We start from the raw sequence: 14,911 nt of genomic DNA, 5'->3' as shown, positions 1-14,911 counted from the left end.
CGCCATGTCCGTCGCCCTCGCGCCCGCCGCTCGCGCGGCCACGCCAATTGATCCGGACCGCCTCGAGGACCTGACCCGGCGCCTGGCTCAGACCGCCGAGGCCTATGACCGCAGCGCCGAGTTCCCGCGCGCCAATTTCGATATCCTGGCGCAAGAGGGCCTGATCGGCCTTACCGTCGCGCCCGAGCACGGCGGCGGCGGCGCAGGCCTGACCGAGGCCTTGCGGGTCCTGGGCGCGGTCGCCAAGGGCGAGCCGTCGACGGCCCTGATCCTGTTCATGACCTATGCCCACCACGCTCAACCTGATCGTGGCCGCGCCTGGCCCGCCCACATCTACGGCCGCCTGGCCAGGCAGGCCGCAGCGGGCGGCGGGCTGATCGGCGGCCTGCGGGTCGAACCCGAGCTGGGCACCCCGGTGCGCGGCGGCCTGCCCAAGACCATCGCCCGGCGCACCGCCGACGGCTGGTCGATCAGCGGAACCAAGATCTATTCGACGGGCTCGACGGGCCTGGACTGGTTCTCCGTCTGGGCCAGGACCGACGAGGAGACGCCCCGGGTCGGCAACTTCCTGGTCGCCGCCGACAGCCCCGGGATCACCATCCTGCCGGCCTGGGATCACCTGGGCATGCGCGCCACCGTCAGCCACGAGGTGGCGTTCGAAGACACGCCCGTTCCCGCCGACCACGCCGTCGATGTGCGCGCCCCGGCCGACTGGGCGCCAAAGCTCGGCGACAACGTTCAGGGAGCCTGGAACGCCTTGGCGATCTCGACGATCTACGACGGCGTCGCCCGCGCCGCGCGCGACTGGCTGGCCGCCTGGCTCAACGACCGCGTCCCCAGCAATCTGGGCGCGTCGCTGGCCACCCTGCCCCGCACCCAGGAGAAGTTCGGCGAGATCGAGGCCCTGCTGCAGGTCAACGCCACCCTGATCGGCGACGCCGCCGCGCGGGCTGACGCCGGCCAAAGCCTGAGCGCCGTGCAGACCAACCTCATCAAGTTCGTCGCCACCGGCAACGCCATCCGCGCCGTCGAGATCGGCCTGGAGCTGACCGGCAATCCCGGCGTCAGCCGCAAGAACCCGCTGGAGCGGCACTATCGCGACGTGCTGTGCAGCCGGATCCATTCACCGCAGAACGACACCATCCTGGTCGCCGCCGGCCGCGCCGGCCTCGGAGTTTTCGCATGAGCCTCGTCATCGCCAGTCAGATGGAGGACGGCTTCAACGCGGAGCTTCAACGCCATCCCTCCGCGCCGACCCTGATCGCCGCGCCCGAAGCCGATCCGTGGAGCACGGCGGCCGACGCCGACGTGCTGATCACCCGGCCCAGTCCCGCCTGGCGGGGCGCCAGGGATCTGCCGCGGCCGCCCGGTTGGCCCGGCCGGCTCAAGTGGGTCTACAGCGCCTCTGCCGGTGTCGACTTCTATCCGTCCTGGCTGTTGGAAGCCCCGCTCGTCACCTGCGGTCGCGGCGTGGCGTCCGAGGAGATCGCCGACTATGTGATCGCGGCGATCTATCTGCGCTCCAAGGACCTGGATGCGGTTCGCGCCAGGTCGCCCGATCAATGGGTCAATGTTCCGCTCGGCCGCGTGGCCGGGACCACGGTCGGTCTGGTGGGATTTGGCGCGATCGGCCAGGCGGTCGCCCGCCGGGCCCTGGCGCTCGGGGCGCGCGTCACCGCGGTTCGCCGCCAACGTCATCCGCCCAGCGCGGTGTCGGAGGTCCATCTGCTCGACACGCTGGAAGAGGTTGTCGCCAGCGCTGATCACCTGGTCCTCGCCTTGCCCGGCACCGCCCAGACCCGGAACCTGATCGACGCGGCGGTCCTGGCCAAAGCGAAGCCCGGAGCGCACCTGATCAACGTCGGCCGCGGCTCGGTGCTCGACCACCGGGCCCTGATCGACGTTCTCGACGCCGGCGGCTTGGGGTTTGCGACCCTGGACGTCACCGAGCCCGAGCCCCTGCCCGCCGGCCATCCGCTCTGGAACCATCCCAAGGTGCGGTTGACCCCGCACGTCGCCTCCAATCACACCCTCGTGCGGCACGTCTTTCTGGAGAAGGTCGGCGACAATCTAGGGCGCTTCGCGCGCGGCGAGGATCTGCTCGATCGCGTCGATCCTATCGCCGGGTATTAGGCCAGCCGTGGTGTGGACGACACGTCGACCGACGACCTCCTTTGACGGCAAGCCCAGTTTCCCGATGATCAAGACGCTGCCGCCGCCGGTCGCCCCTGAAGGTTGAGTCTCGTCCCTACCGACCAGCATGGTCGGACGGTGCGGAAAGCTCGTCGAGCGCTCGCGGCAAGGATGACATCAAGGAACGCGAGAACAGCTCAGGGCCTCAGGCCAGGTGCGGATAGCCCAGACCGCGAGCGATGTCGGCCAGGCGAAGGACGGCGCGATAGTGCTCCGCGGGCGCGACGCTGAACCCCTCCAGCAGCAGCAGGTCGCGGACTTCCCGCAACATCGGATCGACCGCCGCCTCGGCAAGGACCTCGCGAAGCGACGCCAGCTGGCTTGGGCTCGTCGCCAGGCTGGTGATCAGCGGCAGGCCGGGACTGCGCACCGTCCAGTTCAGGACCCGCAGCGCCTTGGCGAGCTGCGGCCGCCAACGCTGCAGGTGGGCGAACGTCACGCAGTCGATCGCCGCCAGATCGGCGTCGTCGCGGGCCACGGCCATGGCGCTGGCCAGGTGGCCGCCGGTGATCGCCACCGAGCTGAAAAACGCCCTGCCCCGGGCCAGCGGCGCGATCTCGGCCCGAAGCAGGTTCATGCCGCTGTTGGAGTGCAGGTCGTTGACCGCGCAGCGCCCGCCCCGCAGGTCGTCCAGCGAATTGGCCGGATGATCGACGCGCACGACGACGGCGCTTCGATAGTCGATCCCCTCGCATCCCCGGGCGCGGTAGCGCGGCGTGGCCACCACCTGAACCTGCCCTTCCAGCCGGGTGGCCAAGGGCAGACCGCAGGTCTGGGCCAGGATCAGGTCGGGGTGGGTCCAGAGAACCTCAGCGGGGACGTCGCGCGTCAACTGATCGGGCGCGCCGGTCAGCCCGCGTGCGCGCAGCCTCGTCGAGATCGCCGACCAAAGGGCGTCGTTGGCCGCGTGCAGTTCGGGCAGGTCGTACATCGAAAGCGCGGCCTTGCCCTGGACCGAGGCCACGGTCCGCGCTGGAGCCGCCCTCGCCCTGGACGCCTTAGCGGTCATGCGGACGCTCCATCGCTGGCGGGATAGACGGCGCGGTCGTGCCGCCTGAACAGGAAGCGCCGAACGATCTCGCCATAGCCGTCATACACCAAGCCGCCGTTGGCGCGCAGCAGGCGCTCGCGATCCTTGGCGTAGAACGCCGGCAGGCTATGCCACGGCGCGCCTGGCCGATCATGGTGGGCGGCGTGCAGGTTGTTGTTCAAGAACAGCAGACCCAGGATCGGCGCGCGCTCGACGACGGCGACCCTGCGCCGGGGCGTGGGATCGGCCCGATGCTCGGCGAAGGAGCGCAGCAGCGACAGGGCGGCGCCCGGATAGATGAAGCACAGTCCGTAGAGCCAGAGCGGCATGTGGCAGACGCGCCAGAGCCAGGCGACGATCAACCCGACGGCCAGTCCGTGCCCCAACCACAGCGCCAGCCGTCCCGGTTCGCACCGCCCCACCCGGCCGATCTCGTCCAGCCAGAAGCCGCCGATCTCGATGGCCGGCCCCAGAACCAGTCGCCCCAGCAGAGTGGCTTGTAGGGCCGCGGCGGCGCGCCGAAGCCGGGACGCCGAGGCCGGCAGGTAGCGCGTCTCCGGATCATGCGCCGGATCGGTCAGCTGTTCGGTGGCGTGGTGGGCCTGGTGGGTCTGGCGATAGATTTCGAAGGGCAGCCACAAGGACAAGGGCGCAAAGCCCAAGGCGGTGTTCAGCCGCCGCGACCGCGTCGGGTGCCCATGGATGATCTCGTGCTGCAGCGAGCCATGCCAGGCGATCGCCCATCCCCCAACCACGACCAGAACGGGCCAGGGCAGTCGATCATGAAAATAGGTCGCCGCGGCCCACAGACCGTAGATCACCGCCGCCAGCCCGACCGTCGGCCACTCCACGCCGCCGACCGTCTCCGGACCCGATCGCCTCGCGGTCACGGCCTCAACGCTAGACTCCGACAAAAGCTGTTTTCCGATCCTGATCCACGCTTGGCCCCGGACGTGATCAAGACGGTCGCGAGAGCTTGGCGCAATTCAGATCAAATCGGTAGGAATTGAGATAAACTGACGTCTTGCGGCGCTGCGCCGCAGATCGCCACGCCCGTTCAGCACCGCTCATAAGCGGGCTGAGGATTAATCCATTGAGCGCGGCGCGCACGCGGGGCCATGTGGCGAGACGCCAAACGCCGCGTGTCGCAAAGGATCAGCCCTTGTCGGTTCAGGAACCCTCGTTTCGCCCAGCTCCAAGGGCGCGAAGCGCGCCAGGCCCGACGCGACGCCCCGCTGAGCCCGCCTCGATGGGCTCCCCCACCGTCCGCCTGCGGGGCTTCACCCGCCGGTTCGGCGACAACGTGGTCATCGACGGCCTGGACCTGACCATCGCGCCGGGCGAGTTCGTCGCCCTGCTGGGGGCCAGCGGCTCGGGCAAGACCACCCTGCTGCGCACCCTGGCCGGCCTGGACCCGATCGGCGGCCAGGACGTCACCACGCCCGCCGCGCGCGCCGTGGTGTTCCAGGACGCCCGCCTGCTGCCGTGGAAGAAGGTCTGGCGCAACGTGGCGCTCGGCCTGAAGGACAATCGGGAAAACGATGTCCGGACCCGCGCCGAGGCGGCGCTGAAGGAAGTCGGTCTGGGCCACCGTCTGGACGCCTGGCCCGCCACCCTGTCCGGCGGCGAGTCTCAGCGCACAGCCCTGGCCCGCGCCCTGGTCCGCGAACCGGCCCTGCTGCTGCTGGACGAGCCGTTCGCGGCCCTGGACGCCCTGACCCGGCTGAAGATGCACGACCTGGTGCTGTCGCTGTGGCGCGAGCACAAGCCGGCCGTGCTGCTGGTCACCCACGACGTCGACGAGGCCATCGCCCTGGCCGACCGGGTGTTGGTGCTGGACAAGGGCAAGATCGCCGTCGAGGAGCGGATCACGCTCGCGCGTCCGCGCCAGTCCGACACCGCCTTCCAGGCCATTCGACGTCGCCTGCTGGGCAAGCTCGGCGTCCAGGCCGCGCCCGCGCCCAGCCCCGGGGAGTTGGTCGCCTTCCCCACGGGCGAGATCGTCAACTAGCGGCGCACGGCGCGCTTTTCCCGTCCATTCCCCTCGAACGCCCCCGATGTCCCTGAAGCTCTATTTCGCCCCCGGCTCCTCGGCCTTCGCGCCGCTGATCGTCCTGGAGGAACTGGGCGTCGCCTACGACGTCCACCGCATCGACCTGGCGGCCGGCGAGCAGCGCCAGCCGGCCTATCTGAAGGTCAACCCGCGCGGCCGAGTGCCGACCCTGGCCGTGGACGGCGAGCCGGTCACCGAGGTGCTGGCCATCCTCACCTACCTGGCCCACGCCTATCCGCACAGCGAGCTCTTGCCCCTGGCCGACCCGCTGAAGCTGGCCCACGCCTACGAGGTGATGAGCTGGTTCGCCAGCACGGTGCACGTGGCCTTCTCGCAGATCGCCCGACCCGAGCGCTTCGCCGACGACGACGAGGTCAAGGCCGCCCTGGCCACGCCCGGCGAGGCCCGCTTTCACCGCACCCTGGCCGACATCGAACGCCTGGCCCAAGGCCCCGGCCCCTGGCTGCTGGGCGAGAGCTTCAGCGCCGTCGACGCCTACGCCCTGGTGATCTGGCGTTGGGCCGAGCGCCGACAGATCGACACCGCCGCCTATCCCGCCTGGAGCGCCAAGGCCGCCGGGGCTCTCGCTCGCCCGTCCGTCAAGCGCGCCTTGCGCCAGGAAAGCCTGCTCGCCGTCGCTTAGGGATCGATGTCGAAGCGCCACTTGTGCGCGCCACGGCCGCCGCCAGGTCCAGGTCGTGGCGATGGGCGAACAGCAGCACGTGGCCTAAAAGATCGGCGGCCTCGTCGGCCAGGGCCGAACGCAGGTCCTGGACCGAGCGACCGCGCGGCCGCCCCCGGCCCGTCAACAGATTCCAGACCTGGGTGAGCTCGCCCAACTCCTCTTGCATCTTCAATACGTACCAATCCGGATCGCGGGTAATGTCGTGGCTTCCGCATAGGTGCTCGAGGCCGCTTCGAACCGCGCGGCCAGGGCCTCGAGCGGTCCTGTCCTTGCCTGACCATCGCTCAAGTCGGTCATCTAGCTGGCCCGCACGCTGAGGTCCTTGACGAAATCCCGCCCGACCAGCCCCACCGACTCGCGCTTGCGATCCAGGCCCAAAGCGGGAAACAGCAGCTCGGAGACCTTGTAGGCCTCCTCCAGGTGCGGATAACCCGAAGCGATCACCGTCTCCACGCCGACCGCCTGGTATTCGCGCAAGCGAGCGGCGACGGTTTGCGGATCACCGACCAGGGCCGTGCCCGCCCCTTCGCGGATCAGGCCCACGCCGGCCCACAGATTGGGGGCGATCTCCAGGGCGTCGCGCCGAAAGCCGTGCAGCGCGTTCATGCGGCGCTGGCCCTCGGACTCCGAGCGCCTGGCGTGACGCCGGCGGGCGGCCTCGATGGCCTCGTCGGTGACCTTGCTGATCAACCGCTCGGCGGCCTCCCAGGCCTGGCCTTCCGTCTCGCGGACGATCAGGTGGAGGCGTAAACCAAAGCGCACCGTGCGCCCCCGCGCCGCGGCGGCCGCGCGGACCTGGGCGAACTTCTCGGCCACCGCCTCGGGGGGCTCGCCCCAGGTCAGATAGTGGTCGACGTGCTGGGCGGCGACCTCGACGCCGGCCCCCGAGGAACCGCCGAAATAGAGCGGCGGATACGGCGACTGCAGCGACGGGAAGGTCAGGCCGCCCGGGCTTCGCATCTCATAATGCGCGCCCTTGAAGTCGATCGGTTCCCCACGCGCGACCGCGCGCCAGATCGTCAGGAACTCGTCGGTCTGGGCGTAGCGCTCGCCATGACTCAGATGCACCCCGTCCTGAGCCAGTTCGGCGGGATTGCCGCCGGTGACGATGTTGAGCAGCAACCGCCCGCCCAGCACCCGGTCCAGCGCCGCGGCCTGACGCGCCGCATAGGCCGGCGCGATCACGCCCGGCCGCAGGGCGACCAGGAACTTCAGGTCGCGGGTCAACGGCGCCAGGCTCGAAGCCAGAGTCCAGCCATCCAGGCATGACGGGCCTGTCGGCAGCAGAACGCCCTCGAAACCCAGGCGGTCGGCGGCCTGGGCGATGGCCTGCATGTAGCCGATCTCCGCCGGTCGCCAGCCCTCCTGCGAGGCGAGATAGGGTCCATCGCCCGCTGTGGGCAGGAACCAGAAGAGGCGTAGAGGATCCTGGGTCATCGGGGCGTCCATCCGGTCCAGGCCGCGTCCGCCACCTTGATGGTTTTGGGGATCTCGCCGAGCTTCGCGAAGATGTCGGCCGAGGCCTGCTGGCGGGCCACGACCTCGGCGGTGACCGGCTCGACCGCCAGCCTTCCGCGCCGCAGACCCGCCGCGACAATCTCCGGCGGCAGGCCGTTGGCCTGCGAGACGATGCGGATCAAGTCGGGGCGATGCGCCGCGCCCCACGCGGCCTCGACGCGCAAAGCGTCCAGGACACGGGCCAACACCGCCGGCGCGTCCTCGACCAGACGGGCCGACGCCAACAGGAAGGCGTCGCTGCGCGCCACCGCCGAGCCGTCGATCAGCACCCGGGCCGCCTGGTCGCGCTGGGCCAGGGCCAGGTAGGGATCCCAGGTCGCCCAGGCGTCGAGCGATCCGGTGGCGAACGCGCTCGAGGCGTCGGCCGGACTCAGATGGATCGGCTGGATGTCGGCCAGGGAAAGGCCGGCCTTGGCCAGGGCCTTGACCACCAGCAGATGCGAGGACGAACCCTTGGTGAAGGCCACGAGCTTGCCGCGCAGTTGCTCGGCCCCCGTCAGGGTCGAGTCCTTGGGAACCAGGATCGCCTCGGACTGGCCGGTCAGCGGTTGGACGGCCACATAGCGCAGCGGCGCGCCGGCGGCCTGAGCGAACAGCGGCGGAGCGTCGCCCGTCGCGCCCAGGTCCACCGCACCGGCGGCCAGGGCCTCCAGCAAGGGCGGCCCCGAGACGAACTCGGACCATTCGATGTCGACGCCGGGCAAGGCGGCGGCGAACTGACCACGCGACTTGGCCAGCAGCAGGACGCCGTTCTTCTGGTAGCCGATCCGCACGCGCGCGCTCTTGCCCGCCCGACCGTGAGGCCCGCAGGCGCTCAGGGCTCCGGCCGCGGCCAGGGTCATCGCCGTTCGACGTGTCAGCATAGCTATGATCGTTTCCCGATGGACTGGCTTGTCCCGTGCGATCTTTCGCAAGCTGGGGCGGCGATGGCAGCCAGAAAAACTGCGCGCCGCTTCAGCACGCCGATGCGAGGGCTAGAAGGTCTCGGCCCAGGGGCGAAGATCCAATTCCAGCGTCCAGGCGCTGCGATGTTGATGGTGCAGCGTCCAATAGGCCTCGGCAATGGCGTCGATATTGAGCAGACCGTCCGGCCCTCGCTCGTCCTTCAACTGCGGCCGCCGGGACAACAGGCGCTCGCCGTCGATGCCGCCGTCGATCACCACGTGGCCGACGTGAACGCCTTGCGGGCCAAACTCGCGCGCGATGCTCTGGCTGGTCGCGCGCAACGCCGCCTTGGCCGCCGCGAACGGCGCGAAGTTGGCCTTGCCGCGCAGGCTGCCGCTGGCCCCGGTGAAGATCAGGCTGCCGCCGCCGCGCGCCACCAGCACGGGCAAGGCCGCCTGGCTCAGGTGAAAGCCGCCCAGGGCGTGCTCGCGCCAGTGTCCCTCGAAATGCTCGGCCGAGACCTCCAGAAAGGGGGCTGGTCGATTGCCGCCAGCGTTGTGAACGGCGATGGCCAGCGGGGCCAGGGCCTGGGCCGTCGCCACGAAGCGCGCGGCGTCATCGGGATTGGCCGCATCGCCAACGATGCTGGTCGCCGCGATCCCTTCGCGTTCGAGGGCCGATCGGCTCTCCTCGAGCTTGGGGCCGTTGCGGCCGGCGATGACAACCGGAAAGCCGCCGCGGCCGAACCGGCGCGCGATGGCCGCGCCCAGCCCCTGGGGCGCGCCGACGCCGACCACCAGGAGACTGCCCTGAACAGCCGACACGTCCAGCGGTGTGGTGTTGATCATCTTCGTCTCCTCGACGGACCCCAAGGTCCACGGACCTGACTATGGGAATTCCCAGAGAATATCCAAGACCTTCAAGTCATCATTAAGATGATATCAAGGCGAACGACGAAACGAACACAACCTATTCAATCATACCAGAACATAATTGGATCTATATGATAACCATATATGCTTATCACTCATAAGATAATGCACGATAACTCACTTGCTGAAACCCTCGTCTCGTTTAGCTGAGGCCTCCGCCTTTTGCGGGAGTTGGGGGATTTTCATGTCGAACCAGGTGACGGCAAGCGCCGCCGAGCGTCGGGCGAAGACCCAGCGCGCAGTGTTGATGACCAGCACGATCCTGGCCGCCTTGGCGGTTGGCGCGCCGGTCTGGGCCGCCGAGCCCGCCACCGCGTCCGCCGATGTCGACGGCGCCTCGGCGGTCGACGCAGTGATCGTCACCGGCCTGCGCGGCAAGCCGCGCACCGTGGCCGACAGCCCCTCCCCCATCGACGTGATCGGCGGCGAACAGCTGTCGGACACCGGCAAGGTGACCCTGAAGGAAGCGCTGGCGGTGCTGCTGCCGTCGGTCAACTACGGCACGGTCAACGGCTTCGCGCACAACAACGTCGTGCGCCCCGTCAGCATGCGCGGCCTGGGCGGCGGCTACACCCTGGTGCTGGTCAACGGCAAACGTCGTCATCCGACCAGCCTGCTGATGAACTCCAACCTCGACACCAGTGGGGCCACGCCCGTGGACCTCGACCAGATCCCGACTTCGGCGATCAGCCGCGTGGAGGTGCTGCGCGACGGCGCCGCCGCCCAGTATGGCTCCGACGCCATCGCCGGCGTGATCAACCTCATCCTGAAATCCGCCCCCGGCGGGCAGGTCTCGGCCGATCTGGGCCAGACCTTCGAAAGCGACGGCGAGAACGCCCACGCCAACGCCGACTGGGGGACAACTTTCAAGGACACGGGCTTCGTTCATCTCGCGGTCGAGGCCAAGTACCAGGGGCGCACCGACCGCAACGACCCGGCCACCGGCAGCTTCTACTATCCCCTGGCCGGCGGCGCGCCCGACCCACGCGAAGCCAATCCCAAGCGCGGCGACTACAACGGCAACCCCGTGGTGCGCGCGGTGACGGCGGCGATCAACCTGCAGACTCCGGTCTCGGCCACCACCGACTTCTACACCTTCGCCACGGCCGGGGCCCGCAGCGGCAACGCCCGTCAGACCAAGCGCCGGCCCAACGCCAACACCAACATCCTGCAGCTGGCGCCCGACGGCTTCATCCCGCTCTACAAGCTCAAGGAAACCGACTTCGAGGTGACGTCGGGTCTGAAGGGCAAGGTCGGCGAATGGGCCTGGGACCTCAGCTCGGCGCTTGGGCGCAACATCAGCCATTCCAGCGCCGACACCCTCAACCCCTCGCTCGGCCCGGCCAGTCCCACCCACTTCAAGCTCTATGACCTGACCTCCACGGTCTGGACCACCAATCTTGATCTGGATCGCAGCTACGACGTGGGCCTCTCCAGCCCGTTGACCGTCGCGATCGGCGCCGAGCATCGACTGGAAAAGTACAAGGTCGAGGCCGGCGACGCCGCCGCCTACGCCAACGGCGGCTATCTGTTCACCTCGGGCCCGCTGGCCGGCAAGCCGGCGCTGATCGGGGTCCAGGGCGTCAACACCGTTGACGCCAGCGACGCGGGACAGGCCAAGCGCACCAACCTGGCCGCCTATGTCGATCTGGGGATCAACCCGACCTCCGCCTGGTACGTCGGTGTCGCCGGCCGCGCCGAGCATTATGACGACAGCACGGGCGACACCGTCAGCGGCAAGCTGACCACGCGCTACGAGCTCACCCCGGCCCTGGCCCTGCGCGGCACGGTCAGCACCGGATTGCGCGCGCCGTCGCTCAGCCAGCAGCTCTACGGACAGCGCCGCTATTCGACCCAGACCATCGCCGGGGTCCTCTACCAGTTCCCGACCAAGGTCGTGCGGGTCGACTCGCCGCTGGCCGAAGCGCTCGGCGCCCAGCCCCTGAAGCCTGAAAAGGCCCGCAACTACAGCGCCGGTCTGACCTTCACCCCGGGCCATGGCTTCTCGGCCACGCTGGACGCCTACCAGATCGACATCGACGACCGCATCGCCCTGACCAGCACGTTGAGCGGTCCGGGGGTCAATGTCCTGCTGGCGGCAGCCGGCCTGCCGACCGACATCTACGTCCAGTACTTCGCCAACGCCATCGACACCCGCACGCGCGGCGTCGACCTGGTCAGCGAGTATCGCGCCAGCCTGGGCGACCTCGGCGAACTGAAGCTGGGCCTGGGCTTCAACTGGAACAAGACCAAGATCCAGAACATCAAGGCCAACCCGCCGCAGCTGGCCTCGCTGGGATCGGGCCTGGTGCTGTTCGACCGCGTGCAGCAGGGCACGCTGACGGTCGGCTATCCCGAGACCAAGCTGATCGCCTCGGCCGGCTGGACCAAGGACGCCTGGACCGTGGACCTGCGCGGCACGCGCTACGACAAGGTCACCCAGGTCGCCACCGTGGCGAGCGACGATCGTACCTTCGGGGCCAAGTGGATCGCGGACCTGTCGGTCACCTACGCGGTCACCGAGAAGCTGGCCCTGACGGTCGGGGCCGACAACCTCTTCGACACCTATCCCGACACGGTCGGAATCGTCAGCACCAATGGCGGCGGCAAGTACGGGGCCTTCTCGCCGTTCGGCCTGACCGGCGGGTACTACTACACCCGCGTCGGCTACAAGTTCTGATCGTGGAGCATCCCATGCAAAGACGAGCCTTCCTGGGCCTTGGCGCGGCGGCCGGCCTGGTCGCCTGCGGGCCCAAGGACGCCCGCGTGACCCTGGTGCTGGGCGACCAGCAGCGCGGCCAACGCCTGGCCGCCGACGCCTCCAAGGCTTTCGACGGCGCGCCCTACAAGGTCGAGTGGGCCAATTTCGCCACGCCCACGCCCCTGTTCGAGGCCGCCAGCTCTGGCGCGGTCGACACCCTGGTGGCGATCGACAACCTGGTGCTGCTGGGCGCGATCCTGGGTCGCCCCTACAAGATCGTCGCGGCCGCCGCCTCGTCCTCGAAAGGGATCGGCATCCTGGTCCCGGCCAAGTCGGACATCCGCTCGGTCGCCCAGCTCAAGGGCCGCAAGATCATCGTCTCCACCGCGCCCGGCGGCACCGCCGACGCGGTGCTCTACGCGGCGATCCGGGAAGCCGGACTGAAGGACGGCGACATCAAGCCAGGCTACATGCTGCAACCCGACGCGTTGGCCGCCTTCCAGAACGGCCAGATCGAGGCCTGGGCGACCAACGACCCCAACCTCGCCCGCGCCCAGGCCGAAGGCGCGCGCCTGTTGCGCGACGGCGAAGGGATCAACAACAGCGTCACGTTCTTCGCCGCTTCGGACAAGGCGCTGGCCGATCCCAAGAAGCGGCTGGCCCTGCGCGACGCGTTCGGCCGCATCGCCAAGGCCCGCGCCTGGACAGGCGCCAATCTCGACGCCTACGCGGCCTACTATGCGGCGCAAACCTCGATGACGCCCGAACTGGCCAGGACCACCCTGGCCCGGCGCGGCGAGCGTCCGTTGTCGCCGATCACGCCACAGATCATCGCCGCAGCCCAGGCCGTGACCAACGACTACGCTGCTCGGGGGATCTTTCCCAAGCGTGCCGACGTCGCCGCCTTCTTCGACCCGAGCGTCTTCGGCTAGGCCCCTCCGCACTCAAGGTTTCGATGCGTCGCCTCCTAGACGACGAGCTCGCCCCGAAGAACGACGACGCCCGCGCCGGACAGCTCCGGATCCGGCCCCAACCGTACGCTCAGCAGGCTGCGGCGCCCCATTTTCACGCCCTGCTCGATCACCAGGGTTCCGTCCGAGCCCAGCAGGCCCGAGGATCCAAGATAGGCTGTCAGCGGCCCTGCCGCCGTCCCCGTCGCCGCATCCTCCCAGAGCCCCACGGTCGGATTGAAGAAGCGGGCATAGGCCGCGCCGGGGGTCGCCTCGTCGAAGGCGTAAACGTAGCACCCCTCCGCGCCGGCCGGCACCAACACCGCCAGAAGCGCCGCGGCGAGCGGCGCGCAGCGATCGACCGCCGCCGCGTCGCCCACGCGCACCATCAGGTGCGGCGCGCCGGTGTCGGCCGTCCGCGGCGGCGGAAAGGGCAAGATGTCGGCGGGCTCAAGGCCCAGCCCCGCGGCGAGGCGGTCAACCGCGGCCAGCGGCTCCAGCAGGCGCAGCCGCGCCTGGCGCATGCGGCCTTGGATGCGGCCCTCTCGCGCCTGCAGGGTGATCGGCAGCACGTCCACGCCGATCTCCTGATGAAACGTCCTAGCTTCGACCAACTCGCCAAGCCGGCCATGATGGGCCAGCCACAGCCAGGCCCCCAACGCGTTGTGCCCCGCGCCGAACACTTCGGAGCCGTTGGCGGTGAACGAGCGCAGCCTCCAGTCGGCGCGGTCGCTGGCCAGGACAAAGGTCGTTTCGGCCTGGTTGAACTCACCGGCGATGCGGCGCAGGAGACTGTCGTCCAACCCCTCGCCGCCTTCCACGACCGCCAGCGGATTGCCGCTCAACGGAGCGTCGGCGAAGACATCGATAAGACCGGCGACAAGACGGGTCATACAGTGAGCGCTCCAGGTGTTGGCGGGATCATCCAGGATGAGTCTGCGGACACCTTGTTCTCCGCCATGGCCCGACGCAAAATCGAATTCCTCGTCCGAAGATGAAATAAATTCAGCATGGCAAGCTTTGATCTCCCGCCGCTGGGCGCCTTGCGCGCGTTCGAAGCGGCCGCCAGGCTGGCCAGCTTCAAGCGCGCCGCCGCTGAACTCCTGGTGACCCCCACGGCGATCAGCCATCAGGTGCGGCAGTTGGAAGAACATCTGGGCGGGCGGTTGCTCGATCGAAGTCCGCGCCGGGTCGCCCTCACCCTCCAGGGCCAAATCCTTTATGAGGCGGCCGCCTCGAGCTTCGCGGAGATCGATCGCGCCGTGGGCCGCCTACGGCGGTCCAACGCCGGCGCCATCCTGACGCTTTCGGCCACGCCGGCTTTCCTGAGCCAATGGCTGGTGCCGCGGCTAACCGAGCTGCAGACCCGGTTTCCAAAGTTGGAACTGCGTCTTCAAGCGTCCGATCAGATCGTCGAGCTTCGCCCCGGCGGCGTCGATCTGGCCATCCGCTATGGCAAAGGCCCCTTCCCCGGCGCGGCGACCACGGCGCTATGCCAAGACGCCTTCGCCCCGGTCTGCAGCCCGAGTTTGCGCCTGCGGACGGTCGAGGATCTGACGCGCGCTCGGCTCATCCATATCGACGGCCGGGTCGCGCCGCGCCCATCGCCGGACTGGCGGCGCTGGTGCGACCAAGTCGGCGTTTTGGACCTCGATACCGAAACGGGCCTGCGCTTCACCGACAGCCTCTACGCGGTCCAGGCGACGGTCGCGGGCCAAGGCGTCGCCATCGTCAGTTTGGTCATCGCCGCCGACGCCTTGGCCAACGGCCTTCTGGTCGCGCCGTTCAGCCAGACTCTGTCAGGCGAGACCTATTCCTTCGCCTGCGCTCCGGCCCTCAGCGAGCGGCCTGATGTCGTGGCGCTGCGCGACTGGTTTGTCGAGGCGATGACACCCTTCTGACGTCAACGCTGAGCGCCGGCGGCGCCGACAGGATCGCGGTGTCGCTGATCGTCTATCTGCGCA

Annotated in this window: 13 protein-coding genes and 1 pseudogene; 7 read left to right on the top strand and 7 right to left on the bottom strand. The window is 69.1% G+C overall.

Annotation, left to right across the window (positions count from 1 at the left end; genetic code table 11):
* Positions 1-4: 4 nt before the first annotated feature.
* Both G3M62_RS25955 and G3M62_RS25950 read left to right on the top strand, forming a co-directional pair.
* A complete protein-coding gene (locus tag G3M62_RS25955) occupies positions 5-1,186 on the top strand; it encodes an acyl-CoA dehydrogenase family protein (protein ID WP_165191699.1) in 1,182 nt (393 codons plus the stop codon).
* On the top strand, positions 1,183-2,133 hold the full coding sequence (locus G3M62_RS25950; RefSeq protein WP_165191698.1) for an NAD(P)-dependent oxidoreductase: 951 nt from the start codon (positions 1,183-1,185) through the stop codon (positions 2,131-2,133). The genes G3M62_RS25955 and G3M62_RS25950 overlap by 4 nt, the downstream gene beginning before the upstream one ends.
* 205 nt (positions 2,134-2,338) lie before the next feature.
* Here the strand turns inward: G3M62_RS25950 and G3M62_RS25945 are convergent, their stop codons facing one another.
* A complete protein-coding gene (locus tag G3M62_RS25945; protein ID WP_165191697.1) occupies positions 2,339-3,202 on the bottom strand; it encodes a phosphate/phosphite/phosphonate ABC transporter substrate-binding protein in 864 nt (287 codons plus the stop codon).
* Complete coding sequence (locus G3M62_RS25940) at positions 3,199-4,113, bottom strand: fatty acid desaturase (protein WP_205692029.1); 915 nt, start codon at positions 4,111-4,113, stop codon at positions 3,199-3,201. Before G3M62_RS25940 ends, G3M62_RS25945 begins: the two co-directional genes overlap by 4 nt.
* Before the next feature lie 359 nt (positions 4,114-4,472).
* On the opposite strand from G3M62_RS25940, the gene G3M62_RS25935 reads away from it, so the two are divergent.
* Both G3M62_RS25935 and G3M62_RS25930 read left to right on the top strand, forming a co-directional pair.
* A complete protein-coding gene (locus G3M62_RS25935) occupies positions 4,473-5,234 on the top strand; it encodes an ABC transporter ATP-binding protein (protein WP_165191696.1) in 762 nt (253 codons plus the stop codon).
* Positions 5,235-5,280: 46 nt separating this feature from the next.
* Complete coding sequence (locus G3M62_RS25930; RefSeq protein WP_165191695.1) at positions 5,281-5,919, top strand: glutathione S-transferase family protein; 639 nt, start codon at positions 5,281-5,283, stop codon at positions 5,917-5,919.
* On the opposite strand, the pseudogene G3M62_RS26735 reads toward G3M62_RS25930, so the two are convergent.
* The 4 genes and pseudogenes from G3M62_RS26735 to G3M62_RS25915 form a co-directional block, all read right to left on the bottom strand.
* Positions 5,916-6,258: pseudogene (locus G3M62_RS26735) on the bottom strand (phosphoribosyl-ATP pyrophosphohydrolase). The gene G3M62_RS25930 and the pseudogene G3M62_RS26735 sit on opposite strands and share 4 nt — an antisense overlap.
* Positions 6,259-7,398 carry an FMNH2-dependent alkanesulfonate monooxygenase gene (gene ssuD / locus G3M62_RS25925; RefSeq protein WP_165191694.1) on the bottom strand — a complete coding sequence of 380 codons (1,140 nt, stop codon included), beginning with the start codon at positions 7,396-7,398 and terminating at the stop codon, positions 6,259-6,261.
* Positions 7,395-8,342: an aliphatic sulfonate ABC transporter substrate-binding protein gene (locus G3M62_RS25920; protein ID WP_165191693.1), complete on the bottom strand. Its 948-nt coding sequence runs from the start codon at positions 8,340-8,342 to the stop codon at positions 7,395-7,397. The genes ssuD and G3M62_RS25920 overlap by 4 nt, the downstream gene beginning before the upstream one ends.
* Positions 8,343-8,453: 111 nt before the next feature.
* Positions 8,454-9,212: an SDR family NAD(P)-dependent oxidoreductase gene (locus G3M62_RS25915; RefSeq protein ID WP_165191692.1), complete on the bottom strand. Its 759-nt coding sequence runs from the start codon at positions 9,210-9,212 to the stop codon at positions 8,454-8,456.
* A 268-nt stretch (positions 9,213-9,480) separates the two neighbouring features.
* Here G3M62_RS25915 and G3M62_RS25910 point away from each other — a divergent pair, with 268 nt between their 5' ends.
* Together G3M62_RS25910 and G3M62_RS25905 are read left to right on the top strand one after the other, a co-directional pair.
* The gene (locus G3M62_RS25910; protein ID WP_246263641.1) at positions 9,481-11,976 is read left to right on the top strand and encodes a TonB-dependent receptor plug domain-containing protein; all 2,496 of its coding nucleotides are present in this window, start codon (positions 9,481-9,483) and stop codon (positions 11,974-11,976) included.
* 14 nt (positions 11,977-11,990) lie between these two features.
* Positions 11,991-12,929, top strand: a complete 939-nt coding sequence (locus G3M62_RS25905; protein WP_165191691.1) for an ABC transporter substrate-binding protein — start codon at positions 11,991-11,993, stop codon at positions 12,927-12,929.
* 35 nt (positions 12,930-12,964) lie between these two features.
* On the opposite strand, the gene G3M62_RS25900 is transcribed toward G3M62_RS25905, so the two are convergent.
* Positions 12,965-13,840: a PhzF family phenazine biosynthesis protein gene (locus G3M62_RS25900; RefSeq protein WP_165191690.1), complete on the bottom strand. Its 876-nt coding sequence runs from the start codon at positions 13,838-13,840 to the stop codon at positions 12,965-12,967.
* Positions 13,841-13,957: 117 nt separating this feature from the next.
* Here G3M62_RS25900 and G3M62_RS25895 point away from each other — a divergent pair, with 117 nt between their 5' ends.
* Positions 13,958-14,848, top strand: coding sequence for a LysR substrate-binding domain-containing protein (locus tag G3M62_RS25895; RefSeq protein WP_165191689.1), 891 nt, complete (start codon positions 13,958-13,960; stop codon positions 14,846-14,848).
* The last annotated feature ends 63 nt before the right edge of the window (positions 14,849-14,911 follow it).

This window comes from Caulobacter soli (assembly GCF_011045195.1).
In the GTDB taxonomy this organism is placed as follows: Bacteria; Pseudomonadota; Alphaproteobacteria; order Caulobacterales; family Caulobacteraceae; genus Caulobacter; species Caulobacter soli.
The sequence above is the reverse complement of the archived record's forward strand: the minus strand, read 5'-3'. Positions and strand labels throughout refer to the sequence as shown.

Coding starts and splice junctions, on each gene's coding strand:
- ssuD (WP_165191694.1), bottom strand. CDS start 7,398: ATGACCCAGGATCCTCTACGCCTCTTCTGGTTCCTGCCCACAGCGGGC.
- G3M62_RS25955 (WP_165191699.1), top strand. CDS start 5: ATGTCCGTCGCCCTCGCGCCCGCCGCTCGCGCGGCCACGCCAATTGAT.
- G3M62_RS25895 (WP_165191689.1), top strand. CDS start 13,958: ATGGCAAGCTTTGATCTCCCGCCGCTGGGCGCCTTGCGCGCGTTCGAA.
- G3M62_RS25935 (WP_165191696.1), top strand. CDS start 4,473: ATGGGCTCCCCCACCGTCCGCCTGCGGGGCTTCACCCGCCGGTTCGGC.
- G3M62_RS25910 (WP_246263641.1), top strand. CDS start 9,481: ATGTCGAACCAGGTGACGGCAAGCGCCGCCGAGCGTCGGGCGAAGACC.
- G3M62_RS25900 (WP_165191690.1), bottom strand. CDS start 13,840: ATGACCCGTCTTGTCGCCGGTCTTATCGATGTCTTCGCCGACGCTCCG.
- G3M62_RS25905 (WP_165191691.1), top strand. CDS start 11,991: ATGCAAAGACGAGCCTTCCTGGGCCTTGGCGCGGCGGCCGGCCTGGTC.
- G3M62_RS25930 (WP_165191695.1), top strand. CDS start 5,281: ATGTCCCTGAAGCTCTATTTCGCCCCCGGCTCCTCGGCCTTCGCGCCG.
- G3M62_RS25915 (WP_165191692.1), bottom strand. CDS start 9,212: ATGATCAACACCACACCGCTGGACGTGTCGGCTGTTCAGGGCAGTCTC.
- G3M62_RS25950 (WP_165191698.1), top strand. CDS start 1,183: ATGAGCCTCGTCATCGCCAGTCAGATGGAGGACGGCTTCAACGCGGAG.
- G3M62_RS25920 (WP_165191693.1), bottom strand. CDS start 8,342: ATGCTGACACGTCGAACGGCGATGACCCTGGCCGCGGCCGGAGCCCTG.
- G3M62_RS25945 (WP_165191697.1), bottom strand. CDS start 3,202: ATGACCGCTAAGGCGTCCAGGGCGAGGGCGGCTCCAGCGCGGACCGTG.